Annotated in this window: 17 protein-coding genes; 11 read left to right on the forward strand and 6 right to left on the reverse strand. The window is 37.7% G+C overall.

The window, feature by feature from the left end; all coding sequences use genetic code 11:
• The first annotated feature begins 88 nt into the window (after window positions 1-88).
• From C1634_RS01830 to C1634_RS01860, 7 genes are all read left to right on the forward strand, one after another.
• Window positions 89-2,284: a glutamine synthetase III family protein gene (locus tag C1634_RS01830; protein ID WP_109737817.1), complete on the forward strand. Its 2,196-nt coding sequence runs from the start codon at window positions 89-91 to the stop codon at window positions 2,282-2,284.
• 135 nt (window positions 2,285-2,419) lie between these two features.
• Window positions 2,420-3,112, forward strand: coding sequence for a response regulator transcription factor (locus C1634_RS01835; RefSeq protein WP_103231756.1), 693 nt, complete (start codon window positions 2,420-2,422; stop codon window positions 3,110-3,112).
• Window positions 3,109-4,461, forward strand: a complete 1,353-nt coding sequence (locus C1634_RS01840; protein WP_109737818.1) for a sensor histidine kinase — start codon at window positions 3,109-3,111, stop codon at window positions 4,459-4,461. Before C1634_RS01835 ends, C1634_RS01840 begins: the two co-directional genes overlap by 4 nt.
• A gap of 80 nt (window positions 4,462-4,541) precedes the next feature.
• Window positions 4,542-5,933 carry a TolC family protein gene (locus tag C1634_RS01845; RefSeq protein WP_109737819.1) on the forward strand — a complete coding sequence of 464 codons (1,392 nt, stop codon included), beginning with the start codon at window positions 4,542-4,544 and terminating at the stop codon, window positions 5,931-5,933.
• 32 nt (window positions 5,934-5,965) lie between these two features.
• On the forward strand, window positions 5,966-9,235 hold the full coding sequence (locus C1634_RS01850; protein ID WP_103231753.1) for an efflux RND transporter permease subunit: 3,270 nt from the start codon (window positions 5,966-5,968) through the stop codon (window positions 9,233-9,235).
• Window positions 9,236-9,255: 20 nt separating this feature from the next.
• Entirely contained in the window at window positions 9,256-10,362 is a 1,107-nt protein-coding gene (locus C1634_RS01855; RefSeq protein WP_103231752.1) for an efflux RND transporter periplasmic adaptor subunit, read from the forward strand.
• A gap of 306 nt (window positions 10,363-10,668) precedes the next feature.
• On the forward strand, window positions 10,669-11,379 hold the full coding sequence (locus C1634_RS01860) for a C40 family peptidase (protein ID WP_103231751.1): 711 nt from the start codon (window positions 10,669-10,671) through the stop codon (window positions 11,377-11,379).
• 185 nt (window positions 11,380-11,564) lie between these two features.
• On the opposite strand, the gene C1634_RS01865 is transcribed toward C1634_RS01860, so the two are convergent.
• The 6 genes from C1634_RS01865 to C1634_RS01890 all read right to left on the reverse strand — a co-directional run bounded on the left by C1634_RS01865 (window position 11,565) and on the right by C1634_RS01890 (window position 17,918).
• A complete protein-coding gene (locus C1634_RS01865; RefSeq protein ID WP_103231750.1) occupies window positions 11,565-12,140 on the reverse strand; it encodes a pentapeptide repeat-containing protein in 576 nt (191 codons plus the stop codon).
• Window positions 12,141-12,248: 108 nt separating this feature from the next.
• On the reverse strand, window positions 12,249-13,478 hold the full coding sequence (gene rodA, locus C1634_RS01870; protein WP_103231749.1) for a rod shape-determining protein RodA: 1,230 nt from the start codon (window positions 13,476-13,478) through the stop codon (window positions 12,249-12,251).
• Window positions 13,475-15,514: a peptidoglycan D,D-transpeptidase FtsI family protein gene (locus C1634_RS01875; RefSeq protein ID WP_103231748.1), complete on the reverse strand. Its 2,040-nt coding sequence runs from the start codon at window positions 15,512-15,514 to the stop codon at window positions 13,475-13,477. The genes rodA and C1634_RS01875 overlap by 4 nt, the downstream gene beginning before the upstream one ends.
• A complete protein-coding gene (locus C1634_RS01880) occupies window positions 15,511-16,017 on the reverse strand; it encodes a hypothetical protein (RefSeq protein WP_002982456.1) in 507 nt (168 codons plus the stop codon). The genes C1634_RS01875 and C1634_RS01880 overlap by 4 nt, the downstream gene beginning before the upstream one ends.
• Window positions 16,010-16,864 (reverse strand): rod shape-determining protein MreC, encoded by an 855-nt coding sequence (mreC, locus tag C1634_RS01885; RefSeq protein ID WP_103231747.1) that lies wholly within the window; start codon window positions 16,862-16,864, stop codon window positions 16,010-16,012. The genes C1634_RS01880 and mreC overlap by 8 nt, the downstream gene beginning before the upstream one ends.
• A 28-nt stretch (window positions 16,865-16,892) precedes the next feature.
• The gene (locus C1634_RS01890) at window positions 16,893-17,918 is read right to left on the reverse strand and encodes a rod shape-determining protein (protein ID WP_103231746.1); all 1,026 of its coding nucleotides are present in this window, start codon (window positions 17,916-17,918) and stop codon (window positions 16,893-16,895) included.
• Between the two features lie 560 nt (window positions 17,919-18,478).
• Between C1634_RS01890 and hemA the strand changes: the two genes are divergently transcribed.
• The 4 genes from hemA to hemE all read left to right on the forward strand — a co-directional run bounded on the left by hemA (window position 18,479) and on the right by hemE (window position 22,479).
• Window positions 18,479-19,753 carry a glutamyl-tRNA reductase gene (gene hemA / locus C1634_RS01895; RefSeq protein WP_109737820.1) on the forward strand — a complete coding sequence of 425 codons (1,275 nt, stop codon included), beginning with the start codon at window positions 18,479-18,481 and terminating at the stop codon, window positions 19,751-19,753.
• Complete coding sequence (gene hemC, locus C1634_RS01900; protein ID WP_103235410.1) at window positions 19,740-20,648, forward strand: hydroxymethylbilane synthase; 909 nt, start codon at window positions 19,740-19,742, stop codon at window positions 20,646-20,648. The genes hemA and hemC overlap by 14 nt, the downstream gene beginning before the upstream one ends.
• A gap of 69 nt (window positions 20,649-20,717) precedes the next feature.
• Complete coding sequence (locus tag C1634_RS01905) at window positions 20,718-21,401, forward strand: uroporphyrinogen-III synthase (RefSeq protein ID WP_103235411.1); 684 nt, start codon at window positions 20,718-20,720, stop codon at window positions 21,399-21,401.
• A gap of 46 nt (window positions 21,402-21,447) precedes the next feature.
• The gene (hemE, locus tag C1634_RS01910) at window positions 21,448-22,479 is read left to right on the forward strand and encodes a uroporphyrinogen decarboxylase (protein ID WP_103235412.1); all 1,032 of its coding nucleotides are present in this window, start codon (window positions 21,448-21,450) and stop codon (window positions 22,477-22,479) included.
• The last annotated feature ends 28 nt before the right edge of the window (window positions 22,480-22,507 follow it).

The following is a 22,507-nucleotide window of genomic DNA, read 5'->3' on the forward strand; positions in this document are numbered from 1 at the left end:
ATTTTCAAAACACCCCTAAAATTTTTAGGGTTAAAATGTTTTCAATTCATTTTTTTTGTAAATTTGCCCTGTAAAAAATCACCCAAATATGTCAACCTTAAGATTCAAAGCATTAGAAACCCTACCATTTAAGGATTTCAGAAAAGACAACGCTGTCGAAATCCCTGCAAAATTATCTGAACTTTTCTGCAAAAATGTTTTCTCAGAAGAAACAATGAGAGAATATTTAACAAAAGAAGCATTCAATTCTATTATGGATGCTATTAAAAAAGGAACTAAGATCCAGAGACATATCGCAGATCAGGTAGCGGTAGCGATGAAAGACTGGGCAATGAGCAAAGGTGCAACTCACTACACGCACTGGTTTCAGCCTTTAACAGGGACTACTGCTGAAAAGCACGATTCTTTCTTTACCCCAATTGAGGGAGGAAGAGCGATTGAAAGATTCAGTGGAAGCATGCTAATCCAGCAGGAACCTGATGCATCATCTTTCCCTAACGGAGGTATCAGAAATACTTTTGAAGCAAGAGGTTATACAGCTTGGGATCCTACATCTCCGGCATTCATCATGGGAACCACATTGTGTATTCCTTCAATCTTTATCTCTTATACCGGAGAAACATTAGATTACAAAACACCTCTTTTAAGATCATTGAACGCTGTGGATGATGCTGCTACGAATGTAATGCAGTATTTTGACAAAAACGTTACCAAGGTAACTCCTACTTTAGGTTGGGAGCAGGAATATTTCCTAGTTGATTCAGCATTATACCAGTCACGTCCGGACCTTGTATTAACAGGTAAGACATTATTAGGACATTCTCCTGCAAAAGGACAGCAGCTGGATGACCATTATTTCGGCTCTATTCCTACAAGAGTAATGAACTTCATGAAAGAGTTGGAAATCGAATGTATGAAATTGGGAATCCCTGCAACAACAAGACATAACGAGGTTGCACCAAACCAATTCGAGCTTGCTCCAATGTTTGAAGAAGTGAACGTTGCTGTAGACCACAACTCTTTGTTGATGGACATCATGGCAAGAGTCGCTCATAAACACCATTTCCATATTCTTTTCCACGAAAAACCTTTCGCAGGAGTAAACGGAAGCGGAAAGCACAACAACTGGTCTTTGGCAACAGATACAGGGGAAAACCTATTAAGCCCGGGAAAAAATCCAAAGAAAAACTTACAGTTCTTAACATTCTTTGTTAACACGATTAAAGCTGTTCATGAATATGCAGATCTTTTAAGAGCAAGTATCGCTTCTGCAAGCAATGATCACAGACTTGGTGCCAACGAAGCTCCGCCAGCAATTATTTCCGTATTTATCGGAAGTCAGTTGTTCAGCGTATTGGAAGAACTTGAAAAAGTAACCAACGGAAAATTATCTCCGGAAGAGAAAACAGAATTAAAATTAAACGTAGTTGGAAAGATTCCTGAAATCTTATTAGACAATACTGATAGAAACAGAACTTCTCCATTTGCATTTACAGGAAATAAATTTGAAATCAGAGCTGTAGGTTCTTCTGCTAACTGTGCAGAATCTATGACTGTAATGAACACTATTGCAGCGAAGCAGCTGAACGACTTCAAAAAAGAAGTAGATACCCTTATCGAAGGTGGATTAAAGAAAGATGAAGCGATCTTCAATGTATTAAGAGAGTACATCAAGCAATCTAAGAACATCATGTTTGAAGGTGACGGATATTCTGACGACTGGGCAAAAGAAGCTAAGAAAAGAGGGTTGAACAACCTGAAAACGACTCCGGAAGCTCTTAAACAGGAAATGGACAAAAAATTCTTAGACCTTTATGAGGAAATGGGAATTTTCAACCATAGAGAAGTTGAAGCGAGAAACGAAATCAAATTAGAAAAATATTCTACCGTTATTGATATTGAAGCAAGAGTTCTAGGTGACATCGCAAGAAACCACATCATTCCTTCTGCTTTAAACTATCAGAACAGATTGATTGAAAACGTAAAAGGTCTTAAAGAGATTTTCGGAGATAAAGATTTCAAGCCATTGGCGAAAGAACAGATGAGCTTAATTACAAGCATTTCTGAAAATGTTTCTAAAATCAAGCTTGGTGTTGAAGATCTTCTTAAAGCCAGAGAAACGGCAAAAAATATATCAGACAGCCAAAAACAGGCAGAACAATACTGCAACAAAGTAAAACCATTATTCGATCCTATCAGAGAAGCTTCAGATGCTTTGGAAATGATGGTAGATGATGAGCTTTGGCCAATGACAAAATACAGAGAAATGTTATTTACAAAATAACCTCTGTAAAGTTCCATATTAGTTCAAATTCCCCGGAAAACCGGGGAATTTTTTATTTTATTTAAAATACTAATAGACAAAGACTTCCACAACTTCAAAATTGATACAGAATTTAATTTTACCTTTGTTTTCATTATGAAAATCCTCATCGTAGAAGACAACAAAGAACTCGCCCAAAGCATGGAATATTACCTTGAAGGCGAGAACTATATCTGTGAATGTGCTTACCATTACAGTGAAGCCCTGGAACGCCTGAGCTTCAATTCATATGACTGTATTTTATTGGATATTATGCTGCCCGACGGAAACGGATTGAATATTTTAAATTACATTAAAACCGAAAAAATTAACAGCGGAATTCTCATCATTTCTGCTAAAAATGCATTAGACGACAAGATAAACGGACTGGAAAAAGGAGCCGACGATTACATTACAAAACCTTTCCATCTCCCAGAGCTGCATGCCAGATTAAGAGCCGTTTACCGCAGGAAAAAAATGGATGGCTACAGTGAAGTCAAATTCAATGAAATACTATTAAACACAGATACATTCGAGGTTGCTATTCATAAAGCAAGACTGGAAGTTACCCAAAAAGAGTTTGAATTATTGCTCTATTTTCTTGTCAATAAAAACCGCGTATTATCAAAGCAGTCCATCGCCAATCATCTGTGGGGTGACTATACAGATAATTTGGCTAATTTTGATTTTGTGTATCAGCACGTCAAAAATCTGAGAAAAAAAATAGGGGCTGCCCAGGGAAATGATTATATCGAAACCATCTACGGTTTGGGCTATAAGTTTAATGCTTTAAAATATAATGGTTCATGAATTTATTGAATAAAATATCAGTCTGGTTTATCGCTATTGTATTGCTTGTCACCCCTGTAAGCATGTATATTTCGTACACCAGTATAAAACATCGCCTTGACAGTGTTGAAATCGAAAGACTTAAAAACGTCAACAACTACGTCATCAACCAGATAAAAAAAGGAGAAATTCCCGCAAAAACTTCCCAGGGACTTCCAATTTCTGTAAGTTTATTTAAAGGAAAAAATATCCCCGCAGAACCTCAGGTTATTCACACGTGTCTGGAAAACAAAGGCGTTTCAAAGAATGAATGTAAAATCCTGATCAATTCCTACGCAAAAGTTGGCAATACAACTTACAGGATATCTTCATACGGTTATATTACCGCTACCCAACAGATCATGGACGGAATGCTGGTTGCTTTTTTCTGGAAAGTACTATTAATCACAGCTATTGTTTTCATTACCGCAAGAATTCTATCCCGATTTATTTTAAAACCTTTTCACCATGCCATCAATGGATTGCAGCAATTCAGTATTCAGAAAAAAGAACGCCTGCAGCTTTTACCCACAAGCACAAAAGAGTTTAAAAAATTAAATGAATTTCTGAAAACAATGACAGACAAAGCCCTGGAGGATTATGCTTCCGTGAAAGAGTTTTCAGAAAACGCTTCGCATGAAGTTCAGACACCTTTAGCCATTATCCAGAACAAGATTGAATTGCTTTCACAAACAGAGATTAATGAAAATCAAGCTATTTTATTAACCGACATTCAAAACTCCATTGATAAACTGAGCAGAATAAACCGTTCATTAATTCTTTTGACCAAGCTTAACAACAACGAATTCCTGACCGATGATGAGTTGAAATTCTGCCGTGTGGAAAGAGAAGCATTATGCATGTATGCCGATCATCTCGCCCTGAAGAATATTACCTTAAACAGAAATTGCGAAAAGAGTGTTTTTGTCAAAATTCATCCGGCATTAGCAGAGATTTTGCTGAGCAATCTCCTTTCAAATGCAATCCGTCATAATCTTGAAGGAGGGAAAATTGAAATCAATTTAACTCATAATTGCTTTCAGATCAGCAACACCGGACTGCCACCCCATGTTCCCACACAGGAACTGTTTAAAAGATTCAAAAAAAGCAATCAGTCCCAAGAAAGCATAGGACTCGGACTTTCTATTGTGAAACAAATCTGTGAGGTAAATGACTTTTCTGTTCATTATGATTTTGCAGACGGATGGCACAGTATTACCATATATTTCGACAATGCCAAAGTACACAAATCTTCAATTTCTAAAAGGATATTAACTGAAAACACAATGGCTTTTGAAAGTGTAGAACAGATAGTAAATTTTGCTAAATAACCGCTGCTTTCATTATTTTTTCCAACTTCAAATTTGCTTCAAAATGTATTTTTTACTTTGAAAAAAGAAAAATACGTTAAATGCTTTCAAGAGTTTTTATTCTCGCATTATTATCTGTCCTTTTTGTCAACAACGTAAAAGCACAGGAAGTTCTCACACTTCAGTCTGCGCTGGAAACGGCCGTTCAAAATTACGGATCTATCAAAGCCAAGGAATCTTACCGCCAATCATCAAAGGAATCGATGGAGCAGGCAAAACGGCAATACCTGCCTAATCTTAACATCAGTATTCAACAGGATTACGGAACAGTCAACGGACAAAACGGTCCTTTATATGGTTTCGGAGGATATGGAGCTGCTTCATCCGGACTTCCGCTCCCTGATCAAAACTGGAATGCTTCTTTCGGAGCCTTATATCTAGCCAATGTCAACTGGGAGTTTTTCTCTTTTGGAAAAGCCAAACAAAGAGTGAAAGTTGCAGAATCTAAAAATCAGAGAGACACCAAAGATGTGTCCGATGAAATTTTCCAGCACAAAGTAAAAGTCACAGCCGCTTATCTGAATGTTTTAGCTGCTCAAAAATTAAAGCTTTCCTATGCCCGAAATCTCGGAAGAACCGATACCATCAGAAGAATCGTTGAGGTAAAAGAAAAAAACGGCATTGTTCCGGGAGTAGATTTATCCCTTGCAAAAGCAGATTACGCCAATGCAATGATTACCTACACCAAAGCAAAAGACAACGAGCAGGAACAGGAAAACAAACTCGCCCAATTGCTGGGAATTCCGGCTCAGGAGTTTGTGCTCGACAGCACTTTATTAAAAAGAATTCCTGAAGAGTTCCCTACAGGAAAGGGTTCTACTCTGGAAAGCCATCCTTTACTGGCATTATATAAAAGCAGAATCAATGTAAGTGAACAGGAAAAACAATTCCTGAAAACACAATATTACCCGTCATTTTCAATGGTTGGTATTTTCCAGACAAGAGGTTCTGGATTTGGAAACGGGTATGCACAAAATCAAAATGACTATTCGACCTCCTATTGGGACGGCATCCACCCTACAAGAAGCAACTATCTTCTTGGGATCGGTGTTTCATGGAACTTCACACAAACCTTTAGACTATCAAAGGAAATAAGCGCTCAGGAGTATGTAAGCCTGGGTTTACAACATGAATATGACCTTGCAGAGCAACAATTGAAAGCCCAGCTGAATTTATCTGATAATAAATGGAAAAATGCCATCCTGATTTACGATCAGGTTCCTGTTCAGTTGAAATCTGCCGGAGACGCTTACATTCAGAGGTCTGTTCTCTACAAAAATGGTTTAACAGATCTCGTTGATTTGTCTCAATCCATTTATGCACTGGTAAGAGCCGAAACAGACAGAGATATCGCAATTACCAATGTGTGGAATGCTTTATTGTTAAAAGCTGCCGCCATGGGGGACTTCTCTGTTTTCGAAAACGAACTGTAGGATTAATATCAATTATAATCAATAGTATTTCAATGAACTTAATAAGATTTGCATTAAGAAAACCCATTACGATTTTAGTGATTGTTGCCGGGCTGTTTTTCTTCGGATTACGGTCTGTAAGCTCTATTAAAGTCGACATTTTTCCAAAATTGGATTTACCTGTAATCTATGTTTCTCACCCTTTCAGCGGATATACCCCGCAACAGATGGAAGCATTTTTTGCCAAACAATACATCAATATTTTTCTCTTCGTAAACGGGATTAAAAGTATTGAAACCAAAAATATTCAGGGACTAACTTTAATGAAAATTAATTTCTATCCCGGAACCGATATGGCACAGGCTGCAGCAGAGCTAAACTCGTTTTCCACAAGAATTCAGGCCGCCTTTCCACCAGGTTCCAACCCTCCTTTTATCATCCGTTTTGATGCTTCTACCCTTCCGGTGGGGCAGCTTGTTCTGAGTAGTGACAAAAGATCAAATAATGAATTGCTTGATCTCGCGAATGTGTACGTCCGATCGACATTTACCTCCATTCCGGGGATTGTTTCATCTCCTCCCTTTGGAGGAAATATCCGTACGGTGGTCATCAATGCCAACCCGGATTTGCTCCGTCAGCATAATATGACCCCGGACCAGCTTGTGGAAGCTTTACGTCTGAACAACCAGACAGCACCTTCCGGAAACGTAAGAATAGGGGACAAGTATTACATTACTCCAACTAATACGATGATTAAAAATGTAAAGGATTTTGAAAATATTCCTTTGTATAAAGGCAGTGTTCAGAATCTTTATTTAAGAGATGTTGCCACAGTTACCGATGGAGCAGATATGACTTCCGGGTATGCTTTGGTAAACGGCCGGCGTTCCGTTTATCTGAGTATTGCTAAAAGTGCCGATGCTTCTACCTGGGATGTGGTTCAGAATTTGAAAAAACAATTGCCACAGATTCAATCCAATCTTCCGGATGATGTGAAAGTCAGTTTCGAATTTGACCAGTCGACATATGTAATCAATTCTGTTAAAAGCCTACTGAGTGAAGGAACCATTGGTGCCATACTCACCGGATTGATGGTCATTCTATTCCTCGGGGATATCAGAGGTGCATTGATTGTGATCCTCACCATTCCTACCTCCATTATATCGGCAGTTTTATTTTTAAATCTTTTCGGTCAGACCATTAATATCATGACCTTAAGCGGACTTGCCCTCGCCATCGGAATTCTCGTCGACGAAAGTACCGTTACCATAGAAAATATTCACCAGCATCTGGATATGGGCAAACCGAAGTCTCTTGCGGTCTGGGATGCCTGTAAAGAAATTGCTTTCCCGAAATTGCTGATCTTATTCTGTATTTTGGCGGTTTTTGCGCCTGCATTTACGATGGGAGGAATTCCAGGATCACTGTTCTTACCTCTTGCGCTGGCAATCGGTTTCAGTATGATTGTTTCTTATTTTCTTGCGCAGACCTTCGTTCCCATCATGGCCAACTGGATCATGAAAGTGAAGCATCACAAAGCAAAAGACGGACATATTCTGACAGATTCCGAGGAATTACAGGCAGCAGGTTTAAGTGACGAAGGTGATACATGGAGCCAGAAAGAAATTCTGCTTCAAAATGAAGACAGCAACCGTGATGGAAAAGTAAGCTTGTTTGAGAAAATCCGATTCCGCTACCTGAAGTTTTTAGACCGGATCATGCCGTACAGAAAAATATTGGTTTCTGCTTATATTATACTGATGATGGGAATGGTTGCCTTATTCCTGAATAGTATCGGACGAGATGTTTTACCGCAGGTAAATGGAAATCAATTTCAGGTAAGAACGCGTATTCCTGACGGAACAAGGATTGAAAAAAACGAACTTCAAACTTTAAAACTATTGGATGGAATTAAAGAAATTGTAGGAAAAGATAATGTTTCGATCACCTCTGCATATGTAGGAACACACCCTACTCTTTTCTCAGTAAGCCCGATTTACCTTTGGATGGCGGGTTCACATGAAACAGTATTACAGGTTGGCTTACATGAAGATTATCACACCAACATGGATGATTTGAAAGACAAAATCAGAGAGAAAGCGAAAAGCATTAATCCTGATATGAAATTATCTTTCGAACCGATAGAATTAACAGAAAAAATCCTTAGCCAAGGTTCTCCAACGCCAATTGAAGTACGATTATCGGGAAGAGATAAAAGCATGAACGAAGCGTATGCTAAAAAAATAGAAACAGAGCTTAAAAAGATTCCGTATTTAAGAGATGTTCAAATAGGGCAATCTATAAAATATCCTGCACTTGACATCAATGTTGATCGTGTTCGTGCGGCTCAATTGGGTATTGATATGTCTGATGTTTCACGTTCGCTGGTGGCTTCTACATCATCTTCAAGGTTCACGGAGAAAAATATATGGACGGATGAAAAAGCCGGCTACAGCTACAATGTACAGGTTCAGATTCCTGAAAATAAAATGAACAGCAAAGAAGAAATTGCAGGAATTCCATTGCTGAAAAATACCAACAGACCGAATTTGGGAGATGTAGCAACCATTAAAAACAGCTTTACTTATGGTGAAACCGACAACCTGGGAGCAATGCCTACATTAACGGTTACTGCGAACCTTAATCATACCGATTTGGGAACAGCTTCAAAAGATGTACAGAAAGTTATTGATAATATCGGAGAGCTTCCGAGAGGACTTAATATCCAAATGATTGGTTTGAGCCAGACTTTACATGAAACCTTAAGCAGTTTACAAAGCAGCCTGATCATTGCGATCGTCGTGATTTTCTTAATGTTGGCTGCCAACTTCCAGTCTTTCAAAGTTTCTGCCGTTGTATTGACAACAGCTCCGGCGGTTTTAGTGGGATCTCTGGCTTTATTAATCATCAGTGGATCAACGCTTAACCTTCAATCCTACATGGGAATTATCATGTCAGTCGGGGTTTCAATCTCCAATGCGGTCTTATTAATTACCAATGCAGAGCAATTAAGAAAACATAATGGAAATGCCTTACTTTCTGCCAGAGAAGCCGCAGCGTTGAGGTTAAGACCTATCGTAATGACCGCTTTAGCGATGGTTGTGGGAATGATTCCTATGGCTTTAGGATTGGGAGAAGCCGGAGATCAGGTTTCGCCACTTGGAAGAGCTGTTATCGGAGGTTTGGTTGCATCTACTTTTGCAGCCCTTTTCATTCTTCCGCTAGCCTTTGCATGGGGACAAGGAAAAGCAACCACTCAAAGTGTTTCCCTTGATCCTGAAGACGAAGAAAGCATTCACTTCATGCCCGAAATTGTAAAATAATAAGCTATTAAAAATAAAATATGAATCGATTATATAAATATCTAATCCCGGCAATACTGGTTTTCAGCTTGCAGAGCTGTGGACATGAGGAAAAAAAGGAAGTAAAAAAATCAGCAGAGCCTTCATCCTCTGAAATTGAAACGGTGAATCCCAAGCAGGAAGAGTTTTCTTCATCAACAGCCATTCCTGGGGAGCTGCAGCCTTATCAGAAAGTGGATGTCTATGCTAAAGTAAGCAGTTTTGTTAAAAAATTATACGTGGATGTTGGAAATGAAGTAAAAGCAGGACAATTGCTGGCCACTTTAGAAGCTCCTGAGATCAATTCTCAGCAAAGTGCTGCTTCATCGGCTTTGAAATCAAAGGAAGCACTGTATATTGCCAGTAAGGCAAAATATGACCGTTTAAAAGAAACCAGCAAAACTCCGGGAACAATTTCCGCTCTTGATCTGGAACAGGCTTTAGCGGCTCAAAAATCTGACATGGCGCAATTGGAAGCTGCAAAAGCATCCTATCGTGAAGTGGCTGATGTTAAAAACTATTTGCAGATCAGAGCTCCATTTAGCGGAAACATTGCAACGAGAAATGTAAGTGCAGGAGCGTATGTAGGACCATCAGGAAAAGGATCGGATCTTCCGATGTTCAGTCTGGTTCAGCAGGACAGATTACGTCTGGTCGTAAATGTCCCGGAATCTTACACAGGACTGCTGAATAAAAACGGAGCTATAAAGTTTTCAATTCAATCCATTCCGGGTGAAACCTTCACAGCAAGTGTATCAAGATTTGCGGGCGCTTTAGACAACAAATTACGCTCTCAATGGGTGGAAATGGACGTTTATAATAAAGACAAAAGACTTTTACCGGGAATGGTTGCTAACGTAATCCTTCCTTTGAGTGAAAACAACAAGTCTTTGTCTGTTCCCACTTCTGCTGTTCTCAACTCTACCTTGGGAGTATTCGTTATTAAAGTAGAAAAAAACATAGCCCATTGGGTACCTGTGACTTCAGGAATTGCAAATGGCGAGATCACTACAATCATTGGGCAGGTATCATCAAGCGACGTAATTGTTAAGAGTGCATCGGAAGAAATCCGTGATGGGCAGAATATTAGAATTAAGCTCCCAAAATAGGCTCATAACCATCTGTTTATTAACAAAAATTATAATCTGTCTTTCTGATATAAAAAATTAAAAAACATACTTATGAAGGATAAAGTGAAATAAGTTTGTTAAAGAATCTTAATAAAAAAAACCGCACACTTACCAAAAATAGGCTGTTGCGGTTTATTTTTCTTTAACATATGTAAACAATATGTTAAAATGTGTTAAAGTAAGATCCTGATAATTATCATAACAGGGGTCTTTTATTTGGAATCTCTACTTTTGTATTGCTTTTGAAAATAAATTTTCCTTTTTAACACGGATAATCAAATATATATGAAGAAAAGAGTTTTGTTTTATTTAGTTGCTTTAGTTACTACAGTTTCAATGCAATCGTGTGCTACAAATTATGTGGTTTCAAAACCAGCAACTTACGCAAAAGAATACAAAACAGATGCCAAACTAGCTTCTATAGATAACAAAAAAATGGAGCAGGATAAGCAGAGACTTATCGACTCTTTCCTTGCTGAAAAGGCTGCATCTATAGCAAATGCTAAAAAAGCAATTAAGAATTCTGAGATTGCGAAAGTAATCAAACATAATAAAACCATTGATGGTATCCTTACAGAAGCTGAAACATACCTTGGAACTCCTTACAGATACGGAGGGACTACAAGAAACGGTATAGATTGTTCAGCTTTCGTTCTTTCTGTATTCGGAGCAGCAGCAGGTCTTAGCTTACCAAGAGTAGCAGCATCTCAGGCTCAGGAAGGGGAAAGAATAGAAAAAGGAGAATTACAGAAAGGAGACTTAATTTTCTTTTCTCATGGAAGAAGAATTTCTCACGTAGGTATTGTAGAAAGTGTTACTGAAGAAGGTGAGATCAAGTTTATCCACGCAGCAACTTCAAAAGGAGTCATGATTTCTTCACTGAATGATTCTTACTGGGGACCTAAGTTCAGATTCGCGAAAAGAGTAATCAATGAAGAGGGAGAATCTTACAACAACTTAGCATCTGTAACTCCTGCTACACCAGCAAATTTTTAATTTTATAAATAATTGATTTAAATAATGAAGCCATCAGATTTCTGATGGTTTTTTTATATGCTTTATTTATATAAGTTTTGGCTAAAGCCAATGGAATAGATATCTAAAGAAAAAAGTGGGTTAAAGCCCACTCCTATTGAATCAATATTATATTTTTTATAATAGCCAGTACATGACGATGGACATCAGCTGTTCTTATCAATTTCAATATCCAGCTTATATAACAGTCCATATATTTCGGAAAGGGAAAATCTGGCCTTTTTAAGCCTATTTAAAGCCGGATCTATTGAATAGCTGACCGAGGTTCTAAAATCTGCCTTTTCGAGGTTTGTATTATCGAAAACAGCGCCTGACAGATCACAGTTACTGAAGACTGCATTGGATAAATCACATTCAGCAAAATCGACCTCAATTAATTTAGAGTTTTTGAAAACAGTTTTCTTAACGGATGTTTGATAGAAAACAGAATTATTCAAAGCACTTGCATCAAATCTAAAAGATAATCCGAATGGATTACAATCATTAAACTGAAGCCCAAACATCTTGCATTCTTTGAAAATCACATTGTGAAAAGCAGTTTTGATAAGCTTTGCCATGCTGAGGTTGCATTCAACAAATTCACAATCTGTAAAACTGAATCCCGACAGATTAGCATATTCAAAATTACAGTTTCTGAATGTACAGTTTTCATACTCACCTTTTTCAAACTGAGAAACATCTGTATTTTCAAAATCCTGATCCAGGATATAAGCTTCTTTCATATTTTTATGATTTATAAAATGACAATACACTCCGTCATGTGACCGATTTTTAAACAACAGTAAAAACTTTCGCCCTTTTGCGATTTTGTATTTTCGCTTCAAAGACAGTTATACCAAACTGTTCTTATCTGAATAATTAAGCTTAAAGAAGATAAAGGTCATGATAGAGAATGCCAGCAAAGAACTTCCCCCGTAACTGAAATACGGAAGAGGAATCCCAACTGTAGGGAAAAGCCCCATAACCATCCCCAAATTGATCGAAAAGTGCATCAGCAGAATAGATGCAAAGCAATACCCGAATACGCGATTAAAGGTAGATTTTTGTTTCTCTGCGAGATAGTATATTCTTCCGATATAGACCATATAACACAGGATAAGGGTGGCACTTCCTAAAAAGCCCCATTCTTCTCCTACCGTACAGAAAATATAATCGGTTTCCTGCTCTGGCACAAATTTCCCTTGGGTAACAGATCCTTCACGGTATCCTTTTCCAAAGATCCCTCCGGAACCAATAGCTGTTTTGGAATATAATAAGTTGTATCCTGAAGTATCTCTGAACGCTTTCTCACCTTTATAAAGCACCTCAATTCTTTCTCTCTGGTGCTTAGGAAGCTTTTCTAAAACATAAGGAGAACCGAAAGCCAGTCCGCATAATAAAATAATAGATCCGGCAATTCCTGAAATTGAAATGACGTCCCATGACATTTTATGATAATTCATGGCAATAAGAACACCGGCAATCAGCAGAACAGCTGCTGCAACATAGATGGGAGGAATCGCTAATGACACCAGAAAAACTCCGGCAAAAACAAATCCTACACCGAATAAAAGACCACTAAGCCCTTCTCTGTATAAAGCGATGAAAAATGCAATAAATACCAACATGGAACCTACATCCGGAATAGCCAGAACAACTGCTGCCGGAACACCAATAATTGCTAAAGTAGTCCATAGGGACTTCTTATTTTTAAGATTAAAATCCGGCCCGGAAACATAATTGGCCACCATAAGCGCTGTCCCGATTTTTGCGAACTCAACCGGCTGCATGGTAAAACTACCAAACTTATACCAGTTCTTTTGTCCTAGGATCTCCTTACCAAACGGAAAAAGCCCTACCAGTAGAAGAACACCGCCAATATAAATAATCCCGGACATATTCTCGAAGAATTTACTTCTTCCAACGAAGATAATAAGCCCTACAAATAACGAGATACAGAAGAAAACCAATTGCTTCTCCCCCAATTTCTGGTCAACACTGTAGATATTTGCAATCGCAAAAATACAAAGCAGGAAATACAGCCCAAGGCCCAGTTTATCTATTCCTTCTGTCCATTTCATTGCTTTACAGATTTAGCGGATTTATTGTTTTTAGTTTCGTCGTCTATTCTTTTCTGCAATTTGGCTTTTTGTTGTTTCACAAACTCCAGACTATCCTTTATTCTTTTTTGTTTAATCGAATCAGGTTTAGGGTCAACATATAAACCTTTACGTTTAAGGTCAATCACCCATTGTCTCTTATATTCGGGCATAAAACTGGAAGTGATCATCTTTTTGTAAAGATTTTCACGTTTCAGATCTCCTGTGATATATTTTTCTGCAATTACTGTAGAAGCAGGACCTGCCCAGGTAGCTCCAAATCCGGCATGTTCCATTACTGCAACCACTACAATTTTGGGTTTATCAGCAGGAGCAATCAATACAAAAATTGAATTATCTTTTCCTTGCGGAACCTGTGCTGTACCTGTTTTAGCCAGCTGGGTAAAGTCATTAGACTTTAATCCACGGGCGGTACCTCTCAAAACTACCGCTTCCATTCCTTTTAAAACCGGTTCGAAATGCTTAGGATCTACAAGGGTCTTATGTTTTACTTTAAATCTTGGATCAGGATTTGGCTTTCCATCAATACCTTTTACAATGTGAGGGGTATAATACCAGCCTTTATTTGCGATTGCAGCAACATAGTTAGCCAGCTGAAGAGGGGTGATCATAATATCTCCCTGCCCCATTCCGTTGAAAACAGCTCCTGTCGCTAAAGGATCCCAGTTTTTATAATCTTTTGTTGAACCGCTTGCCTTAAGAATAGATTTCATTCTTCTTTCATAAAACTCACCGCTTGGAATTCTTCCTTTTGCACCTGAAGCAAGATCATTATTTAAAAATTCCCCAACTCCGAAACTGTTCATGATTTTTTTCCATTCATCAACCCCTTTGGAAGGATTACCAGGATATTTATTGACAATTGCTAAATAAGCATAAGAGAAGAAACAGTTGCTGGAAATCTGAATGGATGGGATTAAGGGGTCTGCTCCCCCGTGTCCTTTAATTCTTAATCCACGATAATTAAACCCACCGCCACAAGGGAAAACTGTATTTTCGGTCATTACTCCCATTTGCATCGCAGCGAGAGCTGTCAGCAGTTTGAATGTAGAACCTGGAGGATACGCTGCCTGAACAGACCTGTCAAACATGGGCTTATTTTCGTAAAGCGTATCTTTATTTAAAATGTTAATATTTTTGGACTTATAGGGTCCCGTAAATAAATTAGGATCCACATCAGGACCTGTTGCGAGGGTTAAAATATCACCGTTATTCGGATCGATGGCAACAATGGCTCCATGCTTATTAACAAGCATTTCTTCTGCTGTCCTTTGAAGGTCATAATCAATTGTTAAAGTAATATCCTTTCCGGTAACAACGTCTTTATCTAAAGTCCCATTTTTGTAAGAACCAACGTTTCGAAGTCTGATATCTTTTTGGATATACTTTACTCCTTTTACTCCACGAAGTTCTTTTTCATAGGATTTTTCAATCCCTTTCTTACCGATAAAATCACCCGGAAGATAATACACAGAATCTTTTTTAATCTCAGCTTCATTTACTTCACTGGTATATCCCAAAAGATTTCCAGAAGTAGAAACTTCATATTGACGCTGAGGTCGCTGTACAATAGTAAAAGCGGGATATTTAAAAATAATTTCCTGAACTCTTGCAATATCTTCTCTGCTGAGATCTTTTAGAAAAGTCATCGGAGTCAGCTTTGAATAATATTTTTCTTTTTTAATAATATTGATTCTTTGGATAAAATCTGCTTTATTGATCCTCATCAGACTACAGAATCCCAGTGTATCAAAATCTGGCCTCATTAATCCCTGCGTAAAAGATATCTCATAAGCAGGCTGGTTTCCTACCATGATTTTACCGTTTCTGTCAAAAATAACCCCACGCTGAGGAATAACATACTCAGTCTTAATGGAAGTATTGGCAGCATTCAGTGCGTAACGGTCTGTAAACAACTGCAAATACGCAAGCCTCGCCACAAAAATAAGGGCGATGGTAACAAGGATGGAAAAAATTTTAAAATAACGTGTGTTCAAACTTTTTGTTTGATTTTAAATATTAATGCGTAGATGACTATAAAGATAAACGAAATTACACTTGTCACCAAGACATTAAATAATATTTCAAAAAACCTGCTAAACTTAAAGAACTCGATATACTGTACTAAAAGCTGATGCAGGAAAATACTTGAAAATAAAAACAGCAAAAACTGCGCCCATTGAAGGGACTGAAAAGAGAAAAAGTCCGTAGACGTATCTGTGGAAGTCCTGAAGATCAACGTTCTGAAATAAGCAATCAACGTTGTCGCAAATGCATTGATCCCCCATGAATACAGGAAACCGTCAATAGACAAGCCTATTAAAAAGCTCAATGCCAGGAACTGAAATTTATTTCTAAAAAAAGGATAGAACATAACAAACACAGGATATAATACCGGAGTATATTTCCCGAAAAGCGTAATCCTGTTCAATACAAATATCTGTAATGCCACAAGAAAAATCATGATCAATATATCAGTAAATAAAGTCCTGCTAATCATTTTCTTTTTTTATTACAGCCTGCATAGTGTCCTGAATCTTCTGCACTTCTGCTTTCTTAAGATTCTTCACTACATACACTTTATTCAACGCTCCCATTTTTTCACTCAGCTCAACGGATATATCCCAGAAGCCGGTTTTATTGTCTACAGAATACCCCGCAATGGTTCCTATGGTAACACCTTTAGGGAAAATAGCAGATTTGCCATCAGTCACAACGGTATCTCCTACTTTTAATGCAACATATTTCGGAATATCCGCCAGGTGCATGACCCTTGAATTATCTCCATTCCATGTTAAAGTACCAAAATATCCTGAGCTTTTGAGTGCTGCATTAATTCTGATCTTGTTTACACTTAAAACCGATTGAACTAATGCATAACTATCTGTAGAATTGATTACAATCCCCGCAATACCTTTTGGTGCCATTACCCCCATTTGAGGAAAGACTCCGTCTCTTCGGCCACGATTGATTGTAAAATAGTTATTTCTTCTGTTGATACTGTTGAAAACAATTTCTCCATCAACAAAAGTATAGATCTGCCCTCCACCAATGGTATCATGAACTCTTTTGAAAACAGGATTCTTCGTCCCGTCTTTTCCATAGAGTTCAGTCATAAGGGCTTTATTCTGAACGACAAGATCTTCGTTGATCTGTTTTAGCTTCAGATAAGAAACTCCTTCATCAATATATCCGGAAACCCACGAGTTGAACGCAGCCGATTGGCCCGCTACCCAAGATTTCTGCATTGCATTTCTGGAGAATATCAAAACCAAAGCAATAATTTGCAGGAATATAAAGAAGACGAAAAGAGTGTTCTTCGAAAATAATCTCAGCAAAAATCCCATTCAGATATAAAGTCGTAAAAAGTTAAAATTATTTAATTAAGAAATTGAACTTGTCCATATTCTTAAGGGCAATACCTGTTCCGCGAACTACAGCTCTCAACGGATCTTCAGCAACAAATACAGGAAGACCTGTTTTTTTGTGGATTCTGTCCGCAAGACCTCTTAGTAACGCTCCTCCCCCAGCTAGATAAATACCTGTTTTGTAAATATCAGCTGCCAATTCCGGTGGTGTAAGAGAAAGTGTTTCCATTACTGCATCTTCGATTCTGATGATCGATTTATCCAATGCACGGGCAATCTCTTTATATCCAACCATAATTTCTTTAGGTTTACCTGTAATAAGGTCTCTACCTTGTACCGGGATATCCTCGATGTCTACATCAAGATCTTCTACTGCAGAACCTACTTCAATTTTGATTCTTTCAGCTGTTCTTTCTCCGATATAAAGGTTATGGTGAGTTCTTAGATAATAAGCAATATCATTGGTAAATACATCTCCTGCAATTTTTACAGATTTATCACATACGATACCTCCTAAAGCTACTACAGCAATTTCCGTAGTACCTCCACCTATATCGATGATCATATTCCCTTCAGGCTTCTGTACGTCTATTCCTACCCCAATTGCTGCTGCCATTGGTTCGTAAATCAATCTTACTTCTTTTGCGTTTACTTTCTGAGCAGAATCTCTTACCGCTCTTTTTTCAACTTCAGTGATACCAGAAGGAATACAGATTACAATTCGTAATGCTGGTTGTATGAATCTACCTTTGATCCCAGGAATTTTTTTGATAAACTCCTTGATCATGTGTTCAGAAGCGTGGAAATCTGCAATAACCCCATCCTTCAAAGGACGGATTGTCTTGATGTCCTCATGAGTTTTACCTTGCATATGCTTAGCTTGTTCCCCTACAGCAATGGGTTTACCCGTAGAACGTTCAATTGCAACAATTGACGGTTGATCTATAACAATTTTATTATTATGGATGATTAGGGTATTAGCCGTTCCGAGGTCTATCGCAATTTCTTGCGTAAACATATCAAATAAACTCATATTTTTCTTCTGATTTTAAGTTTACAAAGATATAAATTTAAGACTACTAAAGAAATTTCATACCAACTTAATTTGGTTAAAGTTTTATTAAAATTTACAATTCTTTATTAACTTTCAATTTAGATGTTTACAGACTTTGAGTTCAACTAAAATTAATGGGACGTTGAAAGGGCGGAAAAGCAAAATTGCAAATGAGAAAAACGGTAAAGAAAACAAGATGATCGAGAAAGTTAATAATCGAATTTGAAAATTGTTTTGGGGTTATAGGACAGCAATTTCCGGCTAATGCAAGAACAACCCTATTTAACTCATTTAAAATCAAATTTTTAAAATAACACTAAAAGAGTATTTCATTTTTAAAATTTCATTAACAAGATCTGCAGGAAAATCCACTTTTGTACCTTTTCTAACTTTTGCCCTTACTTTCTACTGTCACATCGTCCTTCCCTGTTTTCTTAGCTTCTTACAAAACCGTCTATTTCCTATAGTTTTTTACGATAATTATCATATACACTATCAGAGAATGATTAATTAAAAAAAGCGTAAATTTGCGACTGCTTATGTTACAGTATTCCAACATCCATCAAACGTCAAATTTTGCCGTGCTTTCTATAAGCTACGAGAAAGCCGACGTAGAAACGAGAGGAAAGTTTGCATTCTTTGATGAAAACATCAAAAACTTTGTTTCCAGGGTTCACCAGGAAGATTTAGGGGATGCATTTGTGGTTTCCACTTGTAACAGGACCGAGATTTATACCACGTCTCCCAATTATCTTTTAGTTGCTGAAGAGTACTGCAAAACCATTGGAGTACATCTTACTGATTTCCTTCAATTTGCCAATATCCTTACCAAGGAAGAAGCGCTGATTCATCTTTTCAGAGTAGCGGCAGGTCTTGAAAGCCAGATTATCGGAGATTTTGAAATCATCGGACAGATCAAAAAAGCATACAGCCGTTTCAAAAAAGAAAGGCAGAATTCTAACCCTTATCTGGAAAGAGCAATCAATGCTGCGATTCAGATTTCGAAAAGAATAAAAAATGAAACCGGTATTTCCAATGGAGCTGCTTCTGTTTCTTATGCTGCCGTTCATTATATTTTAAACAGCCAAAAGAGAATCGCCGAAAAGAACATCCTTCTTTTAGGAGTAGGAGAAATTGGACAAAATACGGTTGAAAACCTGGTAAAACATGTTTACCAGCCAAAAATTAAAATCGCCAACAGAACTCAGGAGAAAGCTGAAAAGATTTCCCAGAAATACAATATTCCTCACGTTGATTATTCTGATTTTGACCAGGAATTAAAAAACACGGATATTCTTATTGTAGCAACAGGAGCCAAACATCCTATTGTGAACCAGTCTCATTTCCCCAATGGGAAAGAAACACTGATCATTGACCTTTCCATTCCTCACAACGTTGAAAAGAACGTTACCGAAAATGAAAACGTAACATTGATTGATGTAGATGAGCTTTCGAAACAGATCCAGGAAACCATCCAGCAGCGGGAAAGAGAAATCCCGAAAGCGGAGAAAATTATCAAGGAACTGATGAAAGACTTCATTGAGTGGGAAAAAAAGAGAAAATTAGCACCAAATATTCATCATTTCAAAGCCGTTTTAAAGAATATGGAACGCAATGAAATGCATAATTTTTATAGAAAGAACAAATATATAAACATCACGGACATGGAACTTTCTGACAAAATGATCCAGAAAATCACCAACCGTTTTGCAAAATATATCATTGACAATCCTTTAAAAGCCGAAGAAATTAGTAAATTAATGCACGAAATATTAGTTGAACAACCAAACAACGAATTCAATGAAAAGCATTAGAATCGGAACGAGAAATTCCGCACTTGCACTTTGGCAGGCTAGAGAGGTTGCGAGGCACCTTCAGAACAACAATTATTTAACGGAAATTGTTCCTATCGTTTCTTCTGGCGATAAGAACCTTAATCAACCTTTATATTCTTTAGGAATTACCGGGGTTTTCACAAGAGACCTTGACATTGCCTTATTGAATGATGAAATTGACATTGCCGTTCATTCTTTAAAAGATGTTCCTACTCTATTGCCTCAGAACATCGAGATGATCGCCTATCTGGAAAGAGATTATCCCCAAGACATCCTGATCAGAAAAGAATCTGCCCGGAATAAGGAGTTCCATGAGCTTAAACTGGCAACCAGCAGTTTGAGAAGAAGAGCGTTTTGGCTGAGAAATTATCCAAACACTGACTTCTCGGATATCCGTGGAAATATTCAGACAAGACTTCAAAAATTGGAAGACGGGAATTTTGATGCGACCATTTTATCTTTGGCCGGTATCAAAAGAATGAAAATGGAAATCGATTATGAGATGCTTCCATTAATGATTCCTGCCCCATCACAAGGAGTAATCTCTGTGGCTGGACATACGGACAAACCTGAGATCAACGAAATTGTACATCAGATCAATCATAAACAGACTCAGGTCTGTGTAGAGATTGAAAGAAATTTCTTAAGTACTTTAGAAGGCGGGTGTACGGCACCTATTGGAGCTTTTGCAGAAATTATCGGTGATCAGATCCGCTTCAAGGCAGCACTTTGCTCTTTGGATGGAAAAAACTGTATTGCCGTAGACGAAAACTTTGTTTATACTCCAACAGAGAATTTTGGAGAAAAGTATGCAAAAGTAGTTCTTGAAAACGGTGGAAAAGAATTAATGGCAGAAATCAAAAGCCAAATCTAGAAATCTCTATTATAGATTTTATATTCTTTATAACCGCATTTTTTCATCTTCTTAATTTTACCTACAGACATGAAAATCTTATTTACCAAAAATATAGACCAGACTATTATATCCAAAGAATTAGGAGAGGATAACATGGTTGACTGTATTGAGGTAATTAAGACTAAGCCTATTATGATCAGTCCTTTTGATCTGAAAAACTATTCTTTGATTTTCACCAGTGTCAACGGCGTGATTTCGTTTTTTAAAAACAAGTTTAAGCCTAATGAAAATTTCACTGCAAAAAATTACAATAAGATCTATTGTGTGGGTGAAAAAACGAAAAGGGAATTGAGGAAACATGGGTTTGGGACATTTAAGGTTTTGAAAAATGCTGAAACTCTTTCGAGGTTTATTATCGGGAAATGCCAGCAAGAGCAGTTTCTCCATTTTTGTGGGAATCTTGCCATTAATGTTCTGGACAAGGAACTTCCTTTACAAAACATTAAGTACAAAAAAGTTACGATTTACAACACCGAAGAAACCAATCCTTTAATAACTGAAAAATATCATGCTGCAGTATTTTTTAGTCCGAGCGGAGTTCGTAGTTTTGCAAGGCGAAATTCTCTGGAAGGGATGACGCTTTTTTCAATTGGCGAAACCACTTCTGGTGAGTTGAGAAATTATACACAGGAAGAAATTTTTACTTCTGAAGAAAACACGTTGATTTCGATCTTTGAACTGATAAGAAGAGAAATCAGGAATAAAATTTAGAATATCAGTTACCGAACATAGCCGGTAATATTAGTTTAAATAGATTATGATAAAAAACGACCTATATTTAAAAGCACTTCGCGGAGAAACCGTTGAAAGACCTCCTGTCTGGATGATGAGGCAGGCTGGAAGATATCTGCCGGAATTCATTGCTTTAAGAGATCAATATGACTTCTTTACAAGATGTCAGACCCCTGAACTTGCGGCTGAAATTACCTTACAACCGATCCGTAGATTTCCGTTGGATGCTGCGATCCTGTTTTCAGATATTTTGGTAGTTCCTCAGGCAATGGGAATAGATTTCAAAATGAAGGAATCTGTTGGCCCATGGTTAGACACTCCAATCAGAACAATGGAGCAGGTTCAGAATATTGAAACTCCGGATGTGAATGATACTTTAGGCTACGTTTTTGATGCTATTGAACTGACTCTTCAGAAGCTGGACAATGACATTCCATTGATCGGTTTTGCCGGTTCTCCATGGACTATCCTTTGTTATTGTGTTGAAGGAAAAGGAAGTAAAGCTTTTGATATTGCAAAATCTTTCTGTTTCCAACAGCCTGAAGCTGCGCATTTATTATTACAGAAAATTACAGATACTACGATTGCTTATTTAAAGAGAAAAGTAGAGAAAGGAGTTTCTGCAGTACAGGTTTTTGATTCTTGGGGAGGAATGCTTTCTCCGACTGACTATCAGGAATTCTCATGGCAGTACATCAATCAGATTGTTGAAGCATTAAGCCCGCTTACCCATGTTGTTGTATTTGGAAAAGGATGTTGGTTTGCTCTTGAAGAAATGACCATGTCTAAAGTGTCTGCTTTAGGTGTTGACTGGACCATTAAACCTGAGCTTGCAAGAACATTAACGAACCATACGATGACGCTTCAGGGGAATTTTGATCCTGCAAGACTTCATTCTACACCCGAGACGATCAAGAAGATGGTAACTGAAATGATCAACCGTTTTGGAAAAGACAGATATATTGCGAATCTTGGACACGGAATTCTACCTAATATTCCTGTTGAAAATGCTGAAGCATTCATCAGAGCTGTTGTAGATTGGAAACCGAATATTTAAGGTTTATTTCATACAAAATAAAATCCCT

It is taken from the genome of Chryseobacterium viscerum (assembly GCF_002899945.2).
In the GTDB taxonomy this organism is placed as follows: domain Bacteria; phylum Bacteroidota; class Bacteroidia; order Flavobacteriales; family Weeksellaceae; genus Chryseobacterium; species Chryseobacterium viscerum.